Source organism: Brevundimonas sp. TWP2-1 (assembly GCF_049897645.1).
Lineage (GTDB): Bacteria > Pseudomonadota > Alphaproteobacteria > Caulobacterales > Caulobacteraceae > Brevundimonas.
In genome coordinates this window covers 750,794-772,397 of record NZ_JAFCWR010000002.1, presented here as the reverse complement: position 1 = coordinate 772,397, position 21,604 = coordinate 750,794, and the positions used below count along the sequence as shown (strand labels likewise).

The following is a 21,604-nucleotide window of genomic DNA, read 5'->3' as shown; positions in this document are numbered from 1 at the left end:
GTGAGGCGGGTCTAGTGTTCCTTCAGTGGTCAGTCATGCTGAAGGTCATTCTTGTCGTGAAGACGCCGCCCGCCTGGATAGGCGCTCCGTCGATACGTTCCACCCGCCCGCTCGTTATCATCCGTAAGGCATGACGGCCGAAGCCTGAGCGTGCAGGGTTTTCGTCCAGAAGAGCGCAATCTTCGGGTTTGCCGCCTTCATCGACGGAACACTGAATTAACGCTTCCGCATAGTTGGCCGATGGCAAGGTCGGCGGCGGAGTGATCCTTGGGGGGACGGCCCAGACGACATCCAAGGGGCGGGGATCATAGATTGCATCGGCAGCGTTCTCCAAGGCGACGTCGCAGGCCCTCATTACCGCGTCGAGCGGCGCATGATCTCGCGGGATGGCGAGTTGGTAGCGTTGGGCTCGGATGTCACCTTCTGCAGGAATGCGCACGGTGAAGCTCTCCGACGAGCGAAGGTGTCGCGCGTAGATCGAGGGGGCCGCCGCCAGAACGACCGAGCCGTTGCTGTTTGGCGCGACTGACCAAGTCGACGATACCAGCGTCTGGTCGCGAAGGCTGACATCGAGTTTCCGGGTTGCTTCGACGGTGCCCGTCGTCGGCAGTCCTCCCAACGCAAATACGAACCGCCCATTTCGGCAAGCCGCCGAGAGAGTCACCCCGACGTCGTATTCAATAGACGCAGCTTCCAAGCCGTCCTTTTTCGTGGCCGTCCAAGCCAGATCCGACACGGCGGCTTCTTGTGCGAGCGCCAGCAACAGGCCTGCAATCATGCCGCGACCTCCACATGCCCGTCCTTGCCGCCGGCCTGGATGCGGCGGGCGCGGATGTACATTTCGACGCGCTGCATGACGATCAGGCCCATGGCGAAGACCAGGAAGGCGTCGGTCACGGCCATGGCGTTCAGATGCCATTCGGCGGCGTGGCTTTCGACCAGGTCGCGCAGCAGCGACCGGCCGGCGAACAGCACGACCAGCAGGATCAGACCCAGAGGCGAGGCTTGGGCCATCAGGGCGCCGTCCGGCTCCTTTTCGATGGTGACGGTCTTGCCGCGATACCAGCCGGCGACGCCGCCCAGTACTGCGCCGAGCGCCAGCACCGCCCAGGCGGCGGGGCCGAACGGGGCGTGGGCCATTTGGGGGTTCTGCGTCATGCCCCACAGACCCAGGCCGATCAGCGGCAGGACGATGACCGGCATGATCCACAGCAGATGCGGCTTCAGCACCCGCTTCCTGCGGTTCTTCAGCAGCACGACCACCAGCATGATCGGGATCATGAGCAGCGGGATCAGTTTTTCAGGCGGCACGTCGTCTCTCCCCAAAGACCGGATGCGGCCTCCCCCGAGGCCGACGCGGTCAGCCTAATCCGGTCACACGTCGCTGGAAAGCGGCCCGACGGTCTGTTCGATGGCGCCGAAGATGGAGTGGTGACGGTCGTCCAGCATCTCGATCCGCACCGTGTCGCCGTGCTTGAGGAAGGGGGTCTCGGCGGCGCCGCGCAGAATCGTTTCGACCGTGCGGACCTCGGCGATGCAGCTATAGCCCAGGCCGCCCTCGGACACCGGCTTGCCGGGGCCGCCGTCGGCGTCCTTGTTCGACACGGTGCCCGAGCCGATGATGGTCCCGGCGCCCAGCGAGCGGGTCTTGGCCAGGTGGGCGATCAGGGTTCCGAAGTCGAAGGTCATGTCGACGCCGGCGTCGGCCTTGCCGAAGTCCTGGCCGTTCAGCTGGACGTTCAGGGCGCCGTGCAGCTTGCCGTCTTTCCACCGCTCGCCCAGGACCTGAGGCGTGACCAGGACGGGGGACAGGGCGCTGGCGGGCTTGGACTGGACGAAGCCGAAACCCTTGGCCAGTTCGGCCGGGATCAGGTTGCGCAAGGATACGTCGTTGACCAGGCCGACCAGGCGAATGGCCTCCAGCGCCTGTTCGCGCGTCGCGCCCTGGGGCACGTCGCCGACGACCACGACGATCTCGGCCTCCAGGTCGCAGCCCCAGGCCTCGTCGGCCAGGGGGATGGGATCACGCGGCGCCAGGAAGCTGTCGGAACCGCCCTGATACATCAGCGGATCGGTCCAGAAGGTGGCGGGCATTTCGGCACCGCGCGCCTTACGCACCAGTTCGACGTGGTTCACATAGGCCGAGCCGTCGACCCACTGATAGGCGCGGGGCAGGGGAGAGGCGGCGTCCCGCTCGTGGAAGCGGCCGCGCGGCACGGCCTCGTGCTCCAGGCTTTCGGCCAGGGCCAGCAGCTTGGGTCCGCAATGGTCCCAGTCGTCCAGCGCGGCCTGCAGGGTGGGGGCGATCAGGAAGGCGTCCGTGAACCAGTTCAGGTCCTGGGAGACGACGACGAGGCGGCCATCGCGGCCGTGCTTGAGCGAGGCGAGTTTCATGGACAAAGGCCTAAACCGAATTCACGGGGTTGGAAACCGAGCGTCGACCACCGTCGGTCAGGTCGTGGGGGTCAGCAGGGCGCGAGCCTCGGCGCCGGTGCGGGCGGCCGCGTCGCGCACCTCGACCTCGACGATGACGCCGCCCTTGGGATCCACGGCCCAGAGGTAGCGGCGCTCGACCTCGACCGTGCGGCCAGACGGCGCGAAGCCCTCGTAGCTGTCGCCCCAGGGGGTGATCTTCTTCAGCTCGACGAAGGGCATGGCGCAGGCGGCGTCCAGCTCCTCCTGGGCCATCAGGGTCAGTTCATCGTCGGATGCAGGCATGGGCTCGGTCTGGAAAAAGAGAGTCTGAAACGTCTGAATCGTCTGAAATCAGGGTTCGTCGGCATAGATGGCGACGCGGGCCGGGGCGGTCGAGGAGACGGCGCCGCGATACATGCCCGAGGTGTTCATGTGCAGCCAAGCTTCACCGTTGCGGGTCAGGACGATAACGCCTCCAGAGCCACCCATGGCCGCAACCTCCTGAAGCTCGCGGTCGATGACGAGAAAATCAGGATTGCGTGGATGAGCGAGGCAAATTTCGTTGGAGGAACTCGGCTGGCATCGAGCCGCCCGTGCTTGACGCTCGGCCCGCAACTCAGGTGACAAGGCCGCCTCGGCGGCGATGCCCGCGCAGATGTCGCGGGCCACGGTGGCGCGGATGAAATATTCGCCGTCGCCGGTCGCCGACACGGCGCAGCCGTCGGCGTTGGAGGCGTAGGTGCCGGCGCCGATGATCGGCACGTCGCCGACCCGGCCCCAGCGTTTGGCGGTCATGCCGCCGGTCGAGGTGGCGGCGGCGAGGCGTCCCTGGCTGTCCAGGGCCACGGCGCCGACCGTGCCGAACTTCTTCTCGTTCAGGGGCGGGGCGATCTCGGCGCCCTGGTCGCCCGAGGCAGGTGGGGACGCGGGCGCGCCGGCGGGGCGTTCGGGGACGGGCTGGCCGGCCTCGGTCAGGGCCTTGGTCAGACCCTGCCAGCGCCGTTCGGTGAAGAACCAGGACGGATCGACCTGTTCCAGCCCGACGGATGCGGCGAAGGCGTCGGCGCCGGAACCGATCAGCATGACGTGGGGCGAGCGTTCCATCACCGCGCGGGCGGCGGCGATGGGGTGACGGGTCGCAGTCAGCCCCGCGACGGCGCCGGCGGTCATGTCCGAGCCGTTCATGACGGCGGCGTCCAGCTCGTTGCGGCCCGCAGCCGTGAAGACCGCCCCGCGCCCGGCGTTGAACAGGGGATCGTCCTCCATGATCTCGACGGCGGCCTGGACCGCGTCCAGCGCCGAACCGCCCTGCGTCAGGACGGCCGAACCGGCGTCCAGCGCGCGTTGCAACGAGGCGCGATAGGCGGCGTCCTGCTCCCGCGTCAGGCTGGACCGCTCGATCACGCCCGCGCCGCCGTGGATGGCGAGCGACCAGCGCGGCGCGGCGTCCTGGGCGTGAGCCGAGGAAAAACACAGTGCAAAGAGTGCAATCAGTCCGGAATAGGCCGCGCGCATCGTGAAACCCTCGGGGCGCCGAAAAACAGGGTGCAATGTGTGCACTTCCCTCGGAGACGCCGGTCTGTTGCAGTTTAACGCACCGCGTGGGCCTGTCAGGTCGATTGGCTTAAGAAAATCGGAAGCGTTGAAAAATCAGAGTTTTGACTGTCGCCGATATGACGGCCCGCAGCGCGAAAGGGTGCCCGTCGCTGATCTCTGCTCGTTCGGCACAGGCGGGTGTTCGTGATGTGCTGCTTGGGAGTCTGAACGCGCAGGCCCGCATTCGGACTGACTGCTTACGTCCCAAACCGACCCATTGCGGACGTTTAGCCAATCCGCTGCCCTGAACGACTCCAAGCACCGGGACAGTGCCCTGCATCTCGGATGCGGTGCCGCCGGATCAGGCTTCGTCGGGCGATGTTTGCCCCTACGAAAAGCCCCCAAATGCCCCCGCTCGCGAAAACAAGCCGAACCAACATACCGGCCCATGGGCTCTCGGCGTAGAAGACGGGGAGGGCTGCATACAACAGTGCAGTGAGGCCGCACGCGAACCAGACCGCCATGCTCAAGAGCTTATTATATCGGCGAACTAACGCCTTCCATCGGGTGGATCGGGTTGCAGTAAAGGTGTTCGAAATTCCCATAACGTGAGCCTAACAGATCGATGTCCGCTTCCCACCCTTAGTTGACATCTACCGCGACCGCTTTCCGGCTGGGAGGCCAACGTCCGCTTTCGGCGGCGAAGACCAGGACTGAGTTCGACCCGTCGCCGACATTCCTCAGCCACTGGAACCAAGCGCGCCGGAGCAGGTGCACGGCCGAAACCCGCCAGAGTGATCCAGTCCTTTCCGCTACCACAGCCCGGCCTGCTGCATCCCTGCGGCCAGCATCAACCGTGAAGGACGCCCTATGGAACTGAAGGACAAGACGATCATCATTACGGGCGCGAGCAGTGGGATCGGGGAGGCCGCTGCAGGCTTGTTCGCCGTGGAGGGAGCCCGACTGATTCTTGGATCGCGGCGTCGGGACAATCTCGAAATCATCGCCGACCGCATCAGCGCTGAGGGCGGGCACGCTGTCTACTTAGCGGGTGACGTGCGGGAGGAAGGTTATGCGCAGGCCTTGGTTGATCTTGCAGTCCGCGAGTTCGGCACGCTCGACGGCGCCTTCAATAATGCCGGGATGGTCGGGCCTATGGCGCCAGTAGGGGAGATGGAGCTCGCCGACTGGAACGACGTGGTCGCCACCAATCTTACGAGCGCCTTTCTCGCAGCCAAAGCTCAAGTACCGGTCTTGGCCCGGCGTGGGGGTGGTTCAATCGTCTTTACCTCCTCATTCGTCGGCTTCAGCAATGGCGGCTTGCCGGGCATGGCGGCATATGCCGCGTCCAAAGCCGGGCTCATCGGGCTGACCCAATCGCTCGGCGCAGATTATGCTGGTGCGAACGTCCGAGTGAACGCCCTGCTTCCAGGAGGGACGATCACTCCGATGGGCGGCGAAGGGAATCCAGATGTTCTTGCCTTCGTCACCGGGCTGCACCCGATGAAGCGCATGGCGGATCCTCTAGAGATCGCCCAGGCCGCGCTGTTTCTGCTGGGAGACCGTTCCTCCTTCATGACAGGTAGCCCCATGCTAGTGGACGGCGGAGTGTCGGTGCGTCTGACCTGAACGAATACGCATGGGCGGCAGGTCCGAGAGCGGGCCTGCCAACGTCCGCTGCCCACCCCTAGCCGCAGTTCGGCGCGTCCGTTTTCCTGCCCGGAGGCCAACGTCCGCTTTCGGCGCCGAATTCCAAGGCTGCACGACCATTGCGGACATTTGGGCTCATCAGCGTAACAGGACCTGAACCCAACATCGCACTCGTTGTACGCGCATCTAGGCGGTAATGGTCTCCTGGCGGCGTTCCTCGTCACGGCTTCCCGGGCGATTGAACCGGATCTTCAGGTGAGTTGCCCCCATGAGCGCTGATTGGTTGGTCACGCCGAAAGTCGGGATCGGGCGGTTGGAGTTTGGTCTTTCGCCGGATGACGTGGCGGCATTGACGGACGTCTATGGTTCGCCTGGCCCCCTCATGAAACCTGTCGGCGCGGCGGACCTCGACGCCATGTTTCGCGACCTGCCTGCCATGGCCGAATATGTGTCGGAGGAGGACATCGCCGCTCTGCGCCAGGCGATGGGGGACAAGAAGACGTCGATCGGCAGAATCTGGAGATGAACGAGACGCCGATCCTGCTTGAATACCGCAGTGGGCGTTTGGACGGCGTCACCGTCGAGGCGCGACACATCGAGACGCAGTTCGCGAACGCGCGCGTCTTCTCCATGGCGGCGAGCGACGTGCTGCGGATTTGCCAGCGCGCCAATGGGGGACCAGGCCGTTATCGTTCCAACGAGGCGGCCTTCGACAATCTCGCGGTGTCCCTCTACGCGTTCAGCCATGTCTCTGAAGGGGGCGAAGTTCAGGCTGCGACACGGAATGATCCGGACTTCCACGCACGTTCGCTAACCCTCCGCCGCGAGCCCTACAGGCCTGCGGGCGAGTTGGATCAGTTCGTCAGGGCGTCCTTCGAATAGGGAGCTTCATGTCAGTGAAGGTCCGCTTTCGACCTCAAGCGGCATCGTAGATGTCCGCCTTCGGTCCTGACCGCCAACATCTGACTCCGTCGCCGAAATCCAAGACCGAAATCGACCTATTGATGACAGTCTCGACGGCCGATACTCATGGATCATGATCACAGCGCTTGTCTCCGTCCTGAGCCTTCAGGTGGCTTCGATCCCGCCGGCCTTGCCGCAGGATCCCGGGCCGGAGCGTCGCGCGGCGGCGGCGGCCTTGTTCCCTCGCGAGGCCTATATCTCAGACTACAGCTGGAGCATCAACATCGCCGCCAGCCGGCTGGCCGTCGACGTTCTGACCGAACGCAATCTGAATCTATACGATCGAGATGCCCGGCTTTCGGACCGATTGATCGCACGCGTCAAAGCCGCGCCTGATCCCGTCATCGAAGAGGCCATCCGGTGCGTGTCGGAGCCGATCGCACAAAGCCTGTTCGTTCCTGACCTGGTCGCGTTCAAAGCCTTCGCCTCAAGCCCCGGCGGGGCGAATGTCTGGAATTACTTTTTCAAGACCCAACCGTGGGATGCCTGCTTCCGGCAGCCCGTCAGGACGTATCTGGCGCCGTTCATCGACGAGGATCTCGCCGCAGTCGTCGCGGAGACGCCGCTGAGATAAACGAGACGGGCTCCTGCCGATCTCGGCGACGCCCCGTCCGGAACTCACCCCCGGTGGTGCAGCCGCTTCCATACCTGGTAGCCGACGATGGGGGCGAAGCCGCAGAGGAGGGCGGCGATCAGGACCATCCAGAAGCCGCCGCCCAGCCAGTATTCGCCGGCCAGGGCCCCGGCGCCGGCCGCGAGGACCGGGCCGAGCCAGGGCAGCCACGTCGGCGGCCGCATCTGCATTCAGGCGTCGACCTTGATGACGCCGCGACGGATCTGGTCCAGTTCGATGGAATCGAACAGGGCCTGGAAGTTGCCGTTGCCGAAGCCCTCGTTGCCCTTGCGCTGGATGATCTCGAAGAAGATCGGGCCGAAGGTGTCCTGGGTGAAGATCTGCAGCAGCAGGCCGTCCTCGTCCGAGCCGTCGATCAGGATGCGGTTCTTGCGCATCCGCGCCACGTCGTGCCCGTGGTTGGGCAGGCGTTTGTCGATCAGTTCGAAATAGGTCTCGATGGTGTCCTGGAAATCGACGCCGCGTTCGCGCATGGCCTCGACCGTCTCGAAGATGTTCTCGGTGGTCAGGGCGATGTGCTGGATGCCCTCGCCGTTGTAGCGACGCAGGAACTCCTCGATCTGGGAGTTGTCGTCCTGGCTTTCGTTCAGTGGGATGCGGATGGCGCGGTCGGGCGCGATCATGGCTTGCGAGAACAGGCCGGTCGCCTTGCCCTTGATGTCGAAATACTTCTGCTCTTCGAAGTTGAACACCGAGCCGTAGAAGCCGGACCAGGTGCGCATCTCGCCGCGGCGGACATTGTGGGTCAGGTGATCCAGGATCTCCAGGCCCATCGAATTCTTGCGCTCGGATTCCTCCCAGCCCTCGATCTCGTCCCAGGTGTCATAGAGCGAGCCCGCGTCGCCATACTGGTCGATGACATAGAGCAGGCTGCCGCCGATGCCTTCCAGAATGTAGGGATAGTCGCCGCCCAGGGCGCCGCCCGAGACGCCCTGCGCCGGCTTGGCGCCGCGTGCGACCGCGCCCTCATAGGCGGCCTTGGCGTCGGTGGTGCGGAAGGCCATGCCGTTGGCGGACGGGCCGTGATCCTTGGCGAAGGTCGCGGCCTGGCTCTCCGGACGATCCTGGGGCTTGCGGTGAACCAGGAAGCTGATGTCGCCCTGCTTCAGTCGGACCACGTCGGTCCTGGGGTTCACGTGCGTCTGGGTGAAGCCCATCAGCTCCAGGCGCGAAATCATCGCCCTGGGCTCAGGGCCGGTGAATTCGACGAACTCGAAACCGTCGACGCCGAGGGGGTTTTCAAGGTCGAGCTTTTCGACCTGGGCCTGGGTCATGTCGTTCATGGCGCGTCTCCCGCACAGATTTTTGAGGCGGGCTTAACCGAAAGGGGCCGCCGATTGGCGCGGAACCTAGTCACAGAAGACGACGGAGCCAAGACGAAGCCACGGGGTCGTGATGACGACGACCCCGCAGCCCCGCGTGCGATCAGCGCAGTATGGGTTCGGGATCGACCAGCCGGACGTCGTGCATCTGGTCCAGATAGGCCTCGTAGTAGCCCTTGTGCGACGCGCCGACGATGGTGAGCATCCGCGTGCCGGGATAGCGGCCCAGCACGTCGCGCATGTTGGCGACCATCCGCAGGTTGCGGGTCTCCCAATAGCCGAGGTAGCGGCGGCCGAAGGCCTGCGGCGACGGCTCGACCAGAGTGGCGCCGAAGTCGGACTGATAGGTCAGGGTCGGCGTCGTCGGCGCATTATAGACGCGGTACATGCGCAGCACGCCGTCCGGCTGATCCAGGGCGGCGCCGAGTTCCGCGTTCTGCGTTCGGCGGGTTTGGCTGGCGGGATTATTCCACGCGCCCATGATGGCGTCGGCATAGGCCTTCTTCTCGACGGAGTCGGTCGGGTCGGGCGTGTCGGCGGAGTGGTCATCGACGCTCCAGAGCCGCTCCAGCCCCAGCCGCGCGGCGAGCGGTGCGGAGATCAGATAGGTCTCATTGGCCCGGTCCTTGATCCGGTTCAGCACGGCGACCAGGGCCTCGTTCAGGCCGTCGCCAGTGATGCGGTCTTCCGGCGCCAGTCGCAGCCACTGGACCAGGGCCGATCCCCGCTCGCCGGCCGCCAGGAACACCGCCGCCAGATGACGCCGCTGGGCCGCCGTGGGCTGGGCGGGCCACTCGGCCAGCAGCCGCTCGGCCTCGGCGTTGGCGGCGGGCACGTCCAGGCCGGTCGCCAGGGCGGCGGGGGCGGGATCCCAGCAATAGGTGTTGACCGTCTCGGCATAGCGCGCCGGATAGCGACGCAGGCTGTCGCATTGCAGGCCCGACAGATCCTCGGTCGCGATGGCGGTGGGTTTCCACGCCGCCAGGCGATCCAGCAGGGGCGCCAGGCTTTCGGCCCTGAAGCTTTCACCCAGGTTCGACAGGTGCGGCGTGCCCAGCACCAGAACCTCATTCGGGGCGCCGGCGGGCGGCCCTTTCAGCTGATCGGGATGGAAGGACTGACGGTAGTCCTGGGCGGCCGCGGGCACAGCAGCGGCCAGCAGGACGCCGACGCCGACGGCGGCGGTCAAGGTGCGAGAGAAACGAGGATGCAGAGCCATGACGCGCCGTGAAAGAAGCTTCAGAAGGATCGACCGTCGGTCGACCGCTTCACCATTCACTGGATGCCGGCCGAGCGCCCGTTAAATCTTGGACATCTAAGGCGGCGCTTGCCTCGAAGAAGCGTCAGCCCGGCAGCCAGCGCGTCGCCCATTCCGCGCCCATCAGCAGGCCGGCTCCCAAGGCGCCCAAGATCGTCAGCCAGACGGTGGTGACGGCGGCTCCGGCGATAACGAACAGGCCGTCGCGCTGGATCAGGCCGACCGACAGCAACGCCAGGGCGACCGAGGGGATGGTGTTGGTCAGGGGCATGACGATGGTTAGCGTCGCCAGGATCATGAAGACGGCCGCCAGCTTCTCACCCGGCCCGTCGGCGAAGCGACGCAGGCGGGGGCGCGACAGCCGGTCGATCCAGCCCAGTTTCGACTCGGCGAAATCGGCCATGGCCTTCAACCAGGCGCCCTTGCACCGCAGGTTCAGGAACCAGCGCGGCAGCCACGGCTCCTCGCGCCCGACCAGCATCTGGCCGGCCAGCAGGATGACGATCAGACCGACGACTTGCGGCACGCCGTAAAGGCCGGGCACCAGGCAGGGGATGGAGAGCAGCAAGATCAGCAGCCCATAGGCGCGCTCGTCCAGCCGGTCGCGGATTTCGTGCAGGGTCAGGCCCGCGTCGCCGCCGTCGTCGGCCAGCCGCCGCAAGAGGCGGGTGACGTTGTGGCTGACGTCGTCCTGCTGTTCGGGGGAGGGGGTGGGCGTCATGGGGGTTCCGTAGGGCGCTGGGGCCTGTGTCGCGAGCGATGCGATGTCGCACAATCCCCGCATCGCGACGGATGTTCCCCTTAACCTTGGCCGTTCAGGCGTATTTTACGCGGACGCGGTAAGATAGCGTTGGTTTTCCACCCCTCGCGAGCCGTCATGTCGATCCTGCTGCGACCGCTTCTTCGCTATGCCGACTTCCGGGGACGCGCGTCCCGGCGTGAGTATTTCGGCTTCATGATCGTGCAGTCCGCAGCCGCAGGCTTCGTGCTGTTGCTGACGACATTGGGGGGTAGGGCCGACGACCCCGGCGTCGGCGGGGCTTTGGCGCTGGGCGGCGTGGGGTTGCTGTGTCTGATGACGCTGGGCCTGCTGATCCCCAACTACGCCGTTCTGGTGCGGCGGCTTCACGACAGCGGCAAGTCCGCCTGGTGGCTGATGCTGCTGGCGCCCAACGTGGTGGCTTTGGTCATGGTGATCGGCGCCTTTGGAGGCCTGATTCAGCATGCGGCCCAAGGCGTGGACGCCGCCCAGGCCGTGCCAGCCCTGATGGCGAGCCTGGGCGGGGCCGGTCTCGTTCTGCTTGTGGGTCAGATCTGCAGCGTGGTGCTTGTCGTGCTGACGCTGTTGCCCGGCGAGCCGGGCGACAACGCATACGGACCCGATCCCCGCGGCGGCGGCGGGTGGGAGGTGGAGGCGCCGAGCCTGGACGAGGCGCGGCTGGACGCCCTGTTCGAGGAGGCCCGTCGCGGCATGGCCCAAAACGCCGCGCCCACGCGACCGGCGCCCGCAGCGACCTGGGACCGGCCGGTCTATGACCCGGGCATTGTCCCCAGCCGCCCGTTCGGCAAACGCACCTGAGCCGCGTCGCGCCGTGACGGAGCGGATGGCGCTTGCTAGGGAGCAAGCGCCGCCGAAGGGACCCATATGCTGCGCAAACTCTATGACCGCGTCTTCGATCTGGCGCGCAGCCGCCATGCGACGAAGGCCCTGGCTGTGGTGTCGTTTGCAGAGAGTTCGTTCTTTCCCATTCCGCCCGACGTGATGCTGGCGCCCATGATTTTGGCGCGGCCGGATCGGGCCTATTTCTATGCCGGCGTCTGCACCGTCGCCTCGGTGCTGGGCGGAATCCTGGGCTATGCGATCGGCTATTTCCTGACCGATCTGGGTCTGGCGATGATGCGGCTGCTGGGCCATTCGGACGGGCTGGCTCAGTTTCGCGCCTGGTTCGATCAGTGGGGGCTGTGGGTCATATTGATCAAGGGGCTGACGCCGATCCCCTACAAGCTGGTGACCATCGCCTCGGGCTTGGCGGCGTTCAGCTTTCCGGTCTTCATTGCGGCGTCGGTGGTGACGCGCGGCGGGCGGTTCTTCCTGGAGGCGTGGATCCTGAAACGCTGGGGTCCGGCCATGCTGGAGCAGGTCGAAAAGCGGCTGGCGCTGTGGAGCGTGATCGGCATCGTGGGCCTGGTCGGACTGATCGTCGCCGTGAAGCTTCTGTAAGTCGACGTAAGGCTTGGGGAGGGGTAAGACTTTTCGCAATGATCGACGCCTATCGCCTTCTGACCCGTTGGTGGACCGCCTTCGCCCTGGCCGCGTCGCTGGCCATGCTGGGCGCGGCCCATGCGTTCGAGCGGTTCGGCGGGCTGGAGCCCTGCAACCTGTGCCTCAAGCAGCGCGAGGCCTATTGGGGCGCGGTCGCGGTGGCGGCGGTCGCCACGGCCTGGACCCTGATCAGCGGCAGTCGGCGGGGAACCCCACGCATCGCCGCCTTCCTGCTGGCCGCCGTCTTCGCCACTGGGGCCGTGACGGCCATCTTCCACATGGGCGGCGAATACAGATGGTGGGCCTTGCCCGCGACCTGTTCGTCGGTCGGCGGGTCGGTCGATCTAGACAGTCTGACGGCCCTGGCCATGGGCACAGGGCCGGTGGTCAAGGTGATCGGCTGCGGCGATGTGGCGTGGAGCTGGCTGGGCCTGTCGATGGCCGGATGGAACGCCCTCGTCGCCTCCGCGCTTGCGGTGTTCAGCCTGCTGGCCGCCAAACGCCCCAAGGACGCCCGCGCGCCCCGTATCGAAAAGGCCTGACCTAATGAACGGCTCCATTCCTCTTCCCCGTCCTGGACGCGGCGCCGACAAGGCGCGGATGGACGAGATCCTGCGGGTCGATCACGCCGGGGAATACGCCGCTGTCCTGATCTATCGCGCGCAGAAGGCGGTGTTCGAAGGGCGCAAGGGCAGGGGCGAAATCGCCCGCGACCTGGGCGAGATGCAGGACCAGGAGGCGGTGCATCTGGCCCGCTTCGACCGGCTGCTGAACGAGCGGCAGGTGCGGCCCACAGTGATGACGCCTTTGTGGCGGATCGCGGCCTCGGCGCTCGGCGCCGGTACGGCCCTGATGGGCGAGAAGGCGGCCCACGCCTGCACCGAGGCGGTCGAGAGCGTCATCGAGAAACACTATGCCGACCAGATCGCCGAGATCGGCGAGCGTGATCCGGCCCTGGCCGCTGAGCTGAAACAGTTCCGGGACGAGGAGCTGGCCCACCACGACCACGCCATCGAACACGGCAGCCGCGAGGCGCCGGCCTATCGGTTGCTGAGCGGGGTGATCAAGGTCGGGTGCAAGGCGGCGATCAAGATCAGCGAACGGGTTTAAGGCCGTCGTAACCCTCTGCCTTGACCTGGTGGTCTATTCTTTCGTCATCCCCCGGCGAGCGTAGCGAGACCGGGGGACCCAGCGGCGCCGTAGGCGATTTGTGCGCCGCACGATCCTAGACGCAAAGTCCGCAACAGGTTCGCGCTCTCGCGCGCCGCTGGGTCCTCCGGTCTGCGCCGCAAGCGGCTTGCCGGAGGATGACGAAAGACGAAATCAAAAAATCTCGAACAGGCCGGCCGCGCCCATGCCGCCGCCGATGCACATGGTGACGACACCGTATTTGGCGCCGCGGCGCTTGCCCTCGATCAGGACGTGGCCGGTCATGCGGGCGCCGGACATGCCGTAGGGGTGGCCGATGGAGATGGCGCCGCCCGAGACGTTCAGTCGGTCCATCGGAATGCCGAGGGTTTCAGCGCAATACAGGACCTGGACGGCGAAGGCCTCGTTCAGCTCCCAGATGCCGATGTCGTCCACCGTCAGGCCGTGGCGTTTCAGCAGTTTGGGCACCGCATAGACCGGGCCGATGCCCATTTCGTCGGGTTCGCAGCCGGCGACGGCCATGCCGCGATAGACGCCCAGCGGCTGAAGGTTGCGCTTCACCGCCTCGCCGGCCTCCATGATCACGCAGGCCGAAGCGCCGTCCGACAGCTGTGAGGCGTTGCCGGCGGTGATGTATTCGCCCTGCTGGATTTCCTCGCCGGCGCCGAACACGGGCTTCAGCGCCTTCAGGCCTTCCAGGGTGGTTTCAGGCCGGTTGCCTTCATCCTTCGACAGGGTCACCTCTTTCGATGAGGTCTGGCCGGTCGCCTTGTCCGTGACCAGCATGGAGGTGGTCATCGGCACGATCTCGGCGTCGAAACGGCCCGCCGCCTGCGCCGCCGCCGTGCGCTGCTGGGACTGGAGCGCATATTCGTCCTGGCGGTCGCGGTCGATGCCATAGCGCCGGGCCACGACCTCGGCCGTCTCCAGCATCGACATATACATATGGGGCGCCAGCTTCAGCAGGGCCTCGTCCTTGCCGCGGTACAGGTTCATGTGCTGGTTCTGGACCAGGGAGATGCTTTCCAGCCCGCCGCCGACCGCCATCTTCTGCTGGTCGAACACCACCTGTTTGGCGGCCGTGGCGATGCCCATCAGGCCCGAGGCGCACTGGCGGTCCAGGCTCATGCCCGGAACGGTCGAGGGCAGGCCGGCGGCCAGGGCGATCTGGCGCGCCACATTGGTGCCGGTCGAGCCCTGCTGCAGGGCCGCGCCCATGACGACATCCTCGATCTCGGCAGGATCGACGCCGGCGCGCTGGACCGCGTGCCTCACCGCATGGGCGCCCAGCTGCTGGGCCTGGGTGTCGTTGAAGGTCCCGCGATAGGCCCGGCCGATGGGGGTGCGGGCGGTGGAGACGATGACGGCTTCGCGCATGAGCTTTTCTCCTGGGCCTATCGCCCTTCGGGCTACTTGAGCCCATTTTTGTTTGGCCTATCGCGCTTCGCGCTGCTTGAGGCCGGTTTCCTCTGGAAGGAAGTTAGGCGCCTGCCGCCACGTCAACGCAAGCGTCGTATCGACAACTGGCCTCAAGTAGCGCGCAGCGCGATAGGCCCTCTAAGAAGAGTGCGCCTTCTGGGCCTTGGTCAGTTCGATCATGCCCTGGGCAGCCCCCATTTCCGGGATGATCTCGCCGGTGCGGTCCGAGATGGCGTCGAAGCGGGCGGCGACCTGTTCCGGCGCATCCTCGCCGGTAATGAAGTCGCCTTGGGTCAGGGTGACATAGGCGCGTTCGAACCCGCCGGCGCCGGCGGCCAGGATGGCGCGGATGGGGGCGTCGCGGCTGACCAGATACAGCAGGCCCGGCGTGACGAGGGCAGGGGAGAGGGCTTCCAGCGGAAGCGCCGCGCCCAGATCCTCGGTCATGCGGGTGTGGGCGGTGGGCGCCAGGCAGTTGACGCGGATGTCGTTCTTGGCCCCCTCGATCGACAGGGTCTGCATCAGGCCGACCAGGGCCATCTTGGCCGCGCCATAGTTGGCCTGGCCGAAGTTGCCGTACAGGCCGGACGACGAGGTGGTCATCACGATCCGGCCGTAGTTCTGCCCCCGCATGATCTCCCACACCGCCTTGGTGCAGTTGACCGCCCCCATTAGGTGCACATCGACGACGAAGCGGAAATCCTCGATCTCCATTTTCGCGAAGCTCTTGTCGCGCAGGACGCCGGCGTTGTTCACCAAGATGTCGATCCGGCCCCATTTCGCCATCGCCTGATCGACCATGGCCTGAACCGCCGCATAGTTCGTGACGGAGGCGGCGTTGGCGATGGCCTCGCCGCCCGCCGCCTCGATTTCGGCGACCACGGCCTCGGCGGCGCTGGCCGATCCGCCCGAGCCGTCGCGGGCGCCGCCCAGGTCGTTGACCACCACCTTGGCCCCGCGCGCCGCCAGCGCCAGGGCGTGCTCGCGCCCCAGGCCGCCGCCCGCGCCCGTCACGATCGCCACCTGTCCGTCGAACCGCATCGCCATAATCGTTCCCTTTCGCCGGCGCCCAAGGTGTTGAAACGGCGCCACAGTCGTCACAATCCTAATCCGAGAGCGGAACCGGACGCCAGCCATGCCGTTCGGCTCGGGAACGCTGTGCTAATGCGCAGCTTCGCGCAATTCACACAGTGAGGAAGCTATGAAGCTTAAACTTCTCGCCTCTGTCGCCGCAGCCGGGCTGTTCGCAGCCGGAGCCGCATCGGCAGAACCCAATGGCTGGTACGGCGCCATCGACGCCGGTTACCACATGATCGACGACATCAACGCCGAGTCGTCCACGACCGGCGCGTCGTGGAACTATGAAGTGAACGACGGCTGGGCGGCGTTCGCCCGTCTCGGCTATCGCTTCAACCCCAACTGGCGTGCGGAACTCGAAGGCGGCTACCGCTCGGGCGACGTCGGCACGGTTCGCGCCGTGTCGGGCACGCAGGGTCTCTGCAACTTCACCCCGGCCACGGGCGGTTGCTTCTCTCCTGAAGGCGACATCGAATCGATGACCCTGATGGCGAACGTCATCTATGACTTCGGCTACGAAGCCTGGGGCATCCGTCCCTTCGTCGGTCTGGGCGCCGGTGTGAACCGCGTCAAGACTGACCTGACGGGCAACCTGCGCGCCAACCGCGGCGCGACCTTCACGGCCGATGACGACTCGACCAAGTTCGCCGCTCAGGCGATCGCCGGTCTGGCGTGGGCTGTGGGCGACCGCACCAACATCGACCTGACCTACCGCTACCTGACGGGCGATGCTGGCTTCGCCTCGACGACGGTCGGCACGGGCGCCGGCGCCACGCAGTTCGGCGAATGGGACGGCGACTACGATCAGTCGCACACCGTGACCCTGGGTTTGCGCTACAGCTTCGGTGCGGAAGATGCACCGCCGCCGCCTCCTCCGCCCCCTCCGCCCCCGCCGCCTCCTCCGCCGCCGCCGCCCCCGCCGCCGGTCGCTCAGACCCCGGTCGCTCGCCAGTTCGTCGTCTACTTCGACTGGGATCGCTCGGACCTGACCGCGGAAGCCCGCTCGGTGGTGACGCAGGCCGCCAACTACGCCAAGTCGGGTCGTCCGACGCGCGTCGTGATCGTCGGCTACACCGATACCTCGGGTTCGGCCGCCTATAACCTGGGTCTGTCCAACCGCCGTTCGCGCACCGTCGCGGACTCGCTGGTTGCCGCAGGCGTCAACGGCGGCGTCATCGCCCTCGACGGCAAGGGCGAGACCAACCTGGCCAAGCCGACCGCCGACGGTGTGCGAGAGCCGCTCAACCGCCGCGCGACCATCGACATCAACTTCTAAGTCTCTTCAGGAAGCCGGCCTGGCATGCCGGGCCGGCGACCGAAGAACGATGAAAGTTGTCGATCAGAAGACATCGAGCCGTCGTCATCCTCTGGGTGGCGGCGGCTTTGATGCTGAAAAGCCAAGCCAAAAGCCCCGCTTGGATCAACGTCGTGGGTGGCGCCGATTTCGATTGATCCCATCGGCTCGCCGCGACAAAAGGGCGGAGATGATCTCCGTCCGCAAACGTCATGATTGTGAAGGGGCCGCGACGCGCCTTCTCGACGGTCGCGCGTTTTCAGAGCATGGTCTGGCTTAATGGCCGATCTGCGCTCGCCTTCCAGGCTTCTTTCCGCGCGCCGGCGTCGGCGTTACCGGCTGAGGGCCGAGACCGCGCGGCCCGATGCGCTGCACCGGTCGCGTCCGTCGCAGATCTCGCCCTCGGCGGTCGTCTCCGCATTCCCGAACCTGGATCGCACCAAGCCGCTGGCCGGCCGCCGTTTTCTTATCGTATCCGCTCCGTTCGGTTCGTTCGGCATGGCCTTGGCCGCAGTACTCGAAGAGCGCGGGGCCAGCGTCAGGCGCATGATTTTCAACGCCGGCGACGCGCTCAACTGGCGGCGTCAGGGCGGGGTCGCCTTCAAGGATGCGCCCGAACAGTGGGTTGATCGTCTCGAAACCCTCGCGCCGGAGTTCACCGACCTCGTCCTGTTCGGTGAGGCAGGTCCCTACAATCGCGCCATCCTGTCGGCCTGCGATGACTTGGGCTGCAGGGTTTGGGTGCTGGAGAACGGTTATTTCCGCCCCGATTGGGTGACGGTCGAGCGGAATGGCGTCAACGGCTCCAGCGCCCTGCCGCGCTTCCGCGATGGTTATCCCGAGCCCGCGCCGCCAGTTCCTGAACCGATCGCCATCGGCAAGATATTGCCGCACCATGTGGCCAATATCAGCGCCTATCACGCTGCCCAGATCATCGGCGGCGCGCTGTTCCCCCGTTACGCTGCACCCTACGTCTTTTCGCCGCTGAAACAGTGCCTCGGCCATATCCGTCGCTATGTCGGCCTGGCGTTCCGCAGGGTCGAGAATTACGACGCCGATGTCATAAAGGCGCGCGGGGACTTCTTCATCGCCTGCCTGCAGCGCGAGGGCGACGCCCAACTTCTGCGATATTCGCAATACGTCGATAACCAAGCTTTTCTGAAGGCTGTTATCGCGAGTTTCGCCGCAAACGCTCCCGCTGGCACACGACTTGTCGTCAAGAATCACCCGCTGGATCCGGGTCTTGTGAATCTGCGCGTCGTGACGACGCGACTGGCGCAAGAGCACGGCTTGGCCGGTCGCGTCGATTTCATCGACGGCGGCAACCTGGCCGCCCTGTGCCGCGCGTCGCAGGGTATGGTAGTCAACAACTCCAGCGCCGCCCTGTCGGCCCTGGGCTTCCACACGCCGGTCAAGGTGATGGGCGACGCCTTCTTCGACTTCGAGGGGCTGACCGACCAGCAGCCGATCGACGCCTTCTGGTCCGCGCCCAAAGCGCCCGACACCGCACTGTTCACCCGTTTCCGCGCCCATGTGATCGCCCAGAGCCAGGTCAACGGAAACTTCCACGAGCCTCATGCGATCCTTCCTACAGCGCGCGGCATCGTGGACGTCTTCGAACGCATCTCGGACTGAGCGCCCGACGCCGGCACGAAAGGTGTGGCGCCAAGACCACTCCCAGGGCGCTGTCATATTGCTGTTACATAACTGTCGTCCCAAGGTTCAACATGAGTCCTAGAGGGGGCTGGATTGCGACAGGCGATGGCCGCTTGCCGCCCAGGCCATTCGCGCCGTCCATCTGGGGATAGATGTAATGATAACTCGCAAAAGCCTGATCTGGGCGACCACCGCCCTCGTCGGCTCGCTCGCCTTCGCAGGCGGCGCCTCCGCCCAATCGACCGGCACGGAAGCCACCGAAGTCCAGGAAGTCGTCGTCACCGGCACTCGCGCGCCTCGCGCCATCGCAGGCGTGACTGCTGAGACGGCTCCGAAAACCCGCTCCAGCATCAACCAAGAGTTCATCTCGACGCAGGCGTCGGGTCAGACCATCCTGCAAAGCCTGAACCTGGTTCCCGGCCTGAACTTCGTAAACTCCGACCCGTACGGCAACTCGGGCGGCAACATTCGTCTGCGTGGTTTCGACGGCAACCGCGTGTCCATCACCTTCGACGGCATGCCGCTGAACGATACCGGCAACTACGCCGCCTATACGAACCAGCTGCTTGATTCAGAACTGATCGAGCGCGCGACGGTCAACCAGGGCACTGCCGACGTCGACAGCCCGACGGCTTCGGCCACGGGCGGCACCATCGCCTATCGGTCTTCCACGCCGCTGGATGTCCGGGGCCTGCAGATCAATACGGCGATCGGCTCGTTCAACTACAAGCGCATGTTCGCACGGGTTGATTCCGGTGAGTTCGGTCCCTGGGGCACGACGGCCTACCTCACGGCTTCCTATACGAACTACGACAAGTTCAAGGGTTCGGGCGAACTGGAGAAGACCCAGTTCAACGGAAAGCTGTACCAGGATCTGGGCGAAGGCAACTTCGCCAGCATCGCCGCGCACTGGAACATCAACCGCAACAACCAGTACAACAACCTGATCACCAAGGCGCAGTTCGAGAACAACTCGTTCCTTGAGAACGACATCGCCTGCGTCACTCCGCTCGGCGTCGGCGGAACGGTTCAGGATGAAAACACCCAGAGCCAGCGTGTTCTGAGCGACGGTTCCACGGCGCTGGGAAGCTGCACCAACTACCACGGCCTGCGCATCAACCCGTCCAACACGGGCAACATCCGCGGTCAGTTCAGCTACGGCCTGACGGACAAAATCCGCCTGACGATCGACCCTTCGTTCCAATACACGATCGCCAACGGCGGCGGCTACACGCTCTTCCAGGAGCGTGACGATCGCCTCGACCAGAACCGCACCAACAACAACAGCGCGACCGGCCTGTCGGCCATCACCAACGCCCAGTGCGCCACCGCCGCCTTCAACGCGACCGGCGTGGATCTGAACGGCGACGGCGACAGCTGCGACAACGTGGGCCTGTATACGCCGAGCAACACGAACACCCACCGTTACGGCCTGACCAGCTCGCTGATCTGGAACATCACCGACACCCAGCGTCTGCGCGCCGCCTATACCCTGGATTACGGACGTCACCGCCAGACCGGCGAAGCGATCCGTTTCGGTCGCGACAGCGAGCCGAGCAATCCGTTCGCGGGTCAGGAGCGTTGGGGCGACAAGGATGCGCGCATCGTCGGTCGTGACGGATCCATCCTGCGCAGCCGTGATCGTTTCTCGATCGCCCAGCTGAACCAGGTCGCTGTTGAATATGTCGGCGAGTTCCTGGACCGCGCCCTGACGATCAACCTTGGTGTCCGCGCGCCCTTCTTCGAACGCGAGCTGAACCAGTACTGCTACTCGCAAAACGGCAGCTCGACCGTGCGATGCACGACCGAAGCTGTGGCGAGCACGCTCGCGAACGGCAACGTCACCTTCGCCTCGACCGGCACCACGCCCTATATCCCACCTTACGCGGCGACGGTTAAGTTCGACGACGTTCTGCCTAACCTCGGCGCCGTCTATCGCTTCGGCGGTGGCAACAGCGTCTACGCCAGCTATGCCGAAGGCATCTCGGTTCCGCGCACGGACAACCTGTACCAACCCGTTCGTAACCCGACGACCAACGCCATCGACTTCTCGGCCGTTCAGCCGGAAACGACCAAGACCTACGATCTCGGCTACCGCTATCGTTCGGACCGCGTCATCGGTTCGGTCGCCGTCTGGTACACCGAGTTCGAAAACCGCATCGTCTCGTCGCTGGACAACGACATCACCTCGCCGACCTTCGGCTTCAGCGTCGACCGCAACGTCGGCGCCGTGAAGCAAAAGGGCGTCGATGCCCAGATCGGCTATGTCCTCAACGAGCAATGGACGATCAATGCGTCCGCTTCGTACAACGACAGCGAACTGCAGGATAACCTGTTCCTCGGCAACTTCGCCTGCACCAGCGCCAACCAGGTCGCCGGTTCCACCCCGGCCTGCCCGACGGCTCCGGCTGCGGCTCTGCAAATCCCGCAGTTCCTGCAAACCCAGGGCAAGAAGGTCGTAGAGACGCCGGATTGGACCTTCTCGACCCGCGTCGATTGGGATCCGACCGAGAACTTCCACGTCGGCCTGCAAGCCAAATATGTCGGCGATCGCTTCGCCACCGACGTCAACGATGAAGTGGCGCCGTCCTATGTCGTCGCCGATCTGGACGTTCGCTACGACCTGCCGAACATCTCCATCCAGGGCGCCTATGTTCAGTTGAACGTGACCAACCTGTTCGACGAAGACTATCTGGGCAACATCTCGCAAGGGAACAACGGTCTCGCCGCTGTCGTCAGCAGCGATCCCCGCGTCCCGCTGCGTGGCGGACTGGCCCGCACCTACTCGCTCGGTTCGCCGCGCACCGTGCAAATGACGGTCGGCCTGAAGTTCTAAGCGAACGACAGACTGAAACGACGAAGGGCGGTCCGTTCGCGGGCCGCCCTTTTTCTTTGGCGTCCAGGCCCGGCGTTGAAGTCGGGGGCGGGAGGGGCCATATGCCGCGGCTCGCGTTTCGTCCCGGACGTC

Annotated in this window: 22 protein-coding genes; 11 read left to right on the top strand and 11 right to left on the bottom strand. The window is 65.4% G+C overall.

The window, feature by feature from the left end; translation table 11 throughout:
* Nucleotides 1-22 precede the first annotated feature (22 nt).
* From ACP7BH_RS14105 to ACP7BH_RS14085, 5 genes are all read right to left on the bottom strand, one after another.
* Complete coding sequence (locus tag ACP7BH_RS14105) at nt 23-778, bottom strand: hypothetical protein (protein ID WP_425986210.1); 756 nt, start codon at nt 776-778, stop codon at nt 23-25.
* Nucleotides 775-1,311, bottom strand: a complete 537-nt coding sequence (locus ACP7BH_RS14100; protein WP_425986208.1) for a DUF1453 domain-containing protein — start codon at nt 1,309-1,311, stop codon at nt 775-777. Before ACP7BH_RS14100 ends, ACP7BH_RS14105 begins: the two co-directional genes overlap by 4 nt.
* A 63-nt stretch (nt 1,312-1,374) precedes the next feature.
* Nucleotides 1,375-2,394, bottom strand: a complete 1,020-nt coding sequence (locus ACP7BH_RS14095) for a fumarylacetoacetate hydrolase family protein (protein ID WP_425986206.1) — start codon at nt 2,392-2,394, stop codon at nt 1,375-1,377.
* Nucleotides 2,395-2,451: 57 nt separating this feature from the next.
* Nucleotides 2,452-2,718 (bottom strand): hypothetical protein, encoded by a 267-nt coding sequence (locus tag ACP7BH_RS14090; protein ID WP_425986204.1) that lies wholly within the window; start codon nt 2,716-2,718, stop codon nt 2,452-2,454.
* A gap of 48 nt (nt 2,719-2,766) precedes the next feature.
* Entirely contained in the window at nt 2,767-3,930 is a 1,164-nt protein-coding gene (locus tag ACP7BH_RS14085) for an isoaspartyl peptidase/L-asparaginase family protein (RefSeq protein ID WP_425986202.1), read from the bottom strand.
* Between the two features lie 891 nt (nt 3,931-4,821).
* On the opposite strand from ACP7BH_RS14085, the gene ACP7BH_RS14080 reads away from it, so the two are divergent.
* From ACP7BH_RS14080 to ACP7BH_RS14065, 4 genes are all read left to right on the top strand, one after another.
* Complete coding sequence (locus ACP7BH_RS14080) at nt 4,822-5,580, top strand: SDR family oxidoreductase (protein ID WP_425986200.1); 759 nt, start codon at nt 4,822-4,824, stop codon at nt 5,578-5,580.
* A 304-nt stretch (nt 5,581-5,884) separates the two neighbouring features.
* Complete coding sequence (locus tag ACP7BH_RS14075) at nt 5,885-6,127, top strand: hypothetical protein (protein ID WP_425986198.1); 243 nt, start codon at nt 5,885-5,887, stop codon at nt 6,125-6,127.
* Nucleotides 6,124-6,483, top strand: a complete 360-nt coding sequence (locus ACP7BH_RS14070; RefSeq protein WP_425986197.1) for a hypothetical protein — start codon at nt 6,124-6,126, stop codon at nt 6,481-6,483. Before ACP7BH_RS14075 ends, ACP7BH_RS14070 begins: the two co-directional genes overlap by 4 nt.
* 190 nt (nt 6,484-6,673) lie before the next feature.
* Entirely contained in the window at nt 6,674-7,138 is a 465-nt protein-coding gene (locus ACP7BH_RS14065; protein WP_425986195.1) for a hypothetical protein, read from the top strand.
* A 44-nt stretch (nt 7,139-7,182) separates the two neighbouring features.
* Here ACP7BH_RS14065 and ACP7BH_RS14060 read toward each other — a convergent pair whose 3' ends face one another.
* The 4 genes from ACP7BH_RS14060 to ACP7BH_RS14045 form a co-directional block, all read right to left on the bottom strand.
* On the bottom strand, nt 7,183-7,368 hold the full coding sequence (locus ACP7BH_RS14060) for a hypothetical protein (RefSeq protein WP_135193789.1): 186 nt from the start codon (nt 7,366-7,368) through the stop codon (nt 7,183-7,185).
* Nucleotides 7,369-8,481 carry a 4-hydroxyphenylpyruvate dioxygenase gene (gene hppD / locus ACP7BH_RS14055; RefSeq protein ID WP_425986193.1) on the bottom strand — a complete coding sequence of 371 codons (1,113 nt, stop codon included), beginning with the start codon at nt 8,479-8,481 and terminating at the stop codon, nt 7,369-7,371.
* Nucleotides 8,482-8,623: 142 nt separating this feature from the next.
* On the bottom strand, nt 8,624-9,739 hold the full coding sequence (locus ACP7BH_RS14050; protein ID WP_425986191.1) for a DUF5694 domain-containing protein: 1,116 nt from the start codon (nt 9,737-9,739) through the stop codon (nt 8,624-8,626).
* Nucleotides 9,740-9,863: 124 nt separating this feature from the next.
* Nucleotides 9,864-10,499 (bottom strand): exopolysaccharide biosynthesis protein, encoded by a 636-nt coding sequence (locus ACP7BH_RS14045; protein WP_425986189.1) that lies wholly within the window; start codon nt 10,497-10,499, stop codon nt 9,864-9,866.
* Between the two features lie 156 nt (nt 10,500-10,655).
* Between ACP7BH_RS14045 and ACP7BH_RS14040 the strand changes: the two genes are divergently transcribed.
* The 4 genes from ACP7BH_RS14040 (at nt 10,656) to ACP7BH_RS14025 (ending at nt 13,151) form a co-directional block, all read left to right on the top strand.
* Complete coding sequence (locus ACP7BH_RS14040) at nt 10,656-11,357, top strand: DUF805 domain-containing protein (RefSeq protein ID WP_425986187.1); 702 nt, start codon at nt 10,656-10,658, stop codon at nt 11,355-11,357.
* A gap of 66 nt (nt 11,358-11,423) precedes the next feature.
* Nucleotides 11,424-11,999: a YqaA family protein gene (locus ACP7BH_RS14035; protein WP_425986185.1), complete on the top strand. Its 576-nt coding sequence runs from the start codon at nt 11,424-11,426 to the stop codon at nt 11,997-11,999.
* 38 nt (nt 12,000-12,037) lie between these two features.
* Complete coding sequence (locus ACP7BH_RS14030; protein WP_409718806.1) at nt 12,038-12,583, top strand: disulfide bond formation protein B; 546 nt, start codon at nt 12,038-12,040, stop codon at nt 12,581-12,583.
* A gap of 4 nt (nt 12,584-12,587) precedes the next feature.
* The gene (locus ACP7BH_RS14025) at nt 12,588-13,151 is read left to right on the top strand and encodes a demethoxyubiquinone hydroxylase family protein (RefSeq protein WP_425986183.1); all 564 of its coding nucleotides are present in this window, start codon (nt 12,588-12,590) and stop codon (nt 13,149-13,151) included.
* Between the two features lie 213 nt (nt 13,152-13,364).
* On the opposite strand, the gene ACP7BH_RS14020 is transcribed toward ACP7BH_RS14025, so the two are convergent.
* A complete protein-coding gene (locus tag ACP7BH_RS14020) occupies nt 13,365-14,567 on the bottom strand; it encodes an acetyl-CoA C-acyltransferase (RefSeq protein ID WP_425986181.1) in 1,203 nt (400 codons plus the stop codon).
* Between the two features lie 180 nt (nt 14,568-14,747).
* Nucleotides 14,748-15,656 carry an SDR family NAD(P)-dependent oxidoreductase gene (locus ACP7BH_RS14015; protein WP_425986179.1) on the bottom strand — a complete coding sequence of 303 codons (909 nt, stop codon included), beginning with the start codon at nt 15,654-15,656 and terminating at the stop codon, nt 14,748-14,750.
* 154 nt (nt 15,657-15,810) lie between these two features.
* On the opposite strand from ACP7BH_RS14015, the gene ACP7BH_RS14010 reads away from it, so the two are divergent.
* From ACP7BH_RS14010 to ACP7BH_RS14000, 3 genes are all read left to right on the top strand, one after another.
* Nucleotides 15,811-16,962 carry an OmpA family protein gene (locus tag ACP7BH_RS14010; protein WP_425986177.1) on the top strand — a complete coding sequence of 384 codons (1,152 nt, stop codon included), beginning with the start codon at nt 15,811-15,813 and terminating at the stop codon, nt 16,960-16,962.
* A gap of 297 nt (nt 16,963-17,259) precedes the next feature.
* A complete protein-coding gene (locus ACP7BH_RS14005) occupies nt 17,260-18,615 on the top strand; it encodes a capsular biosynthesis protein (RefSeq protein WP_425986175.1) in 1,356 nt (451 codons plus the stop codon).
* 178 nt (nt 18,616-18,793) lie between these two features.
* Nucleotides 18,794-21,472, top strand: a complete 2,679-nt coding sequence (locus ACP7BH_RS14000) for a TonB-dependent receptor (protein ID WP_425986173.1) — start codon at nt 18,794-18,796, stop codon at nt 21,470-21,472.
* Nucleotides 21,473-21,604 lie beyond the last annotated feature (132 nt).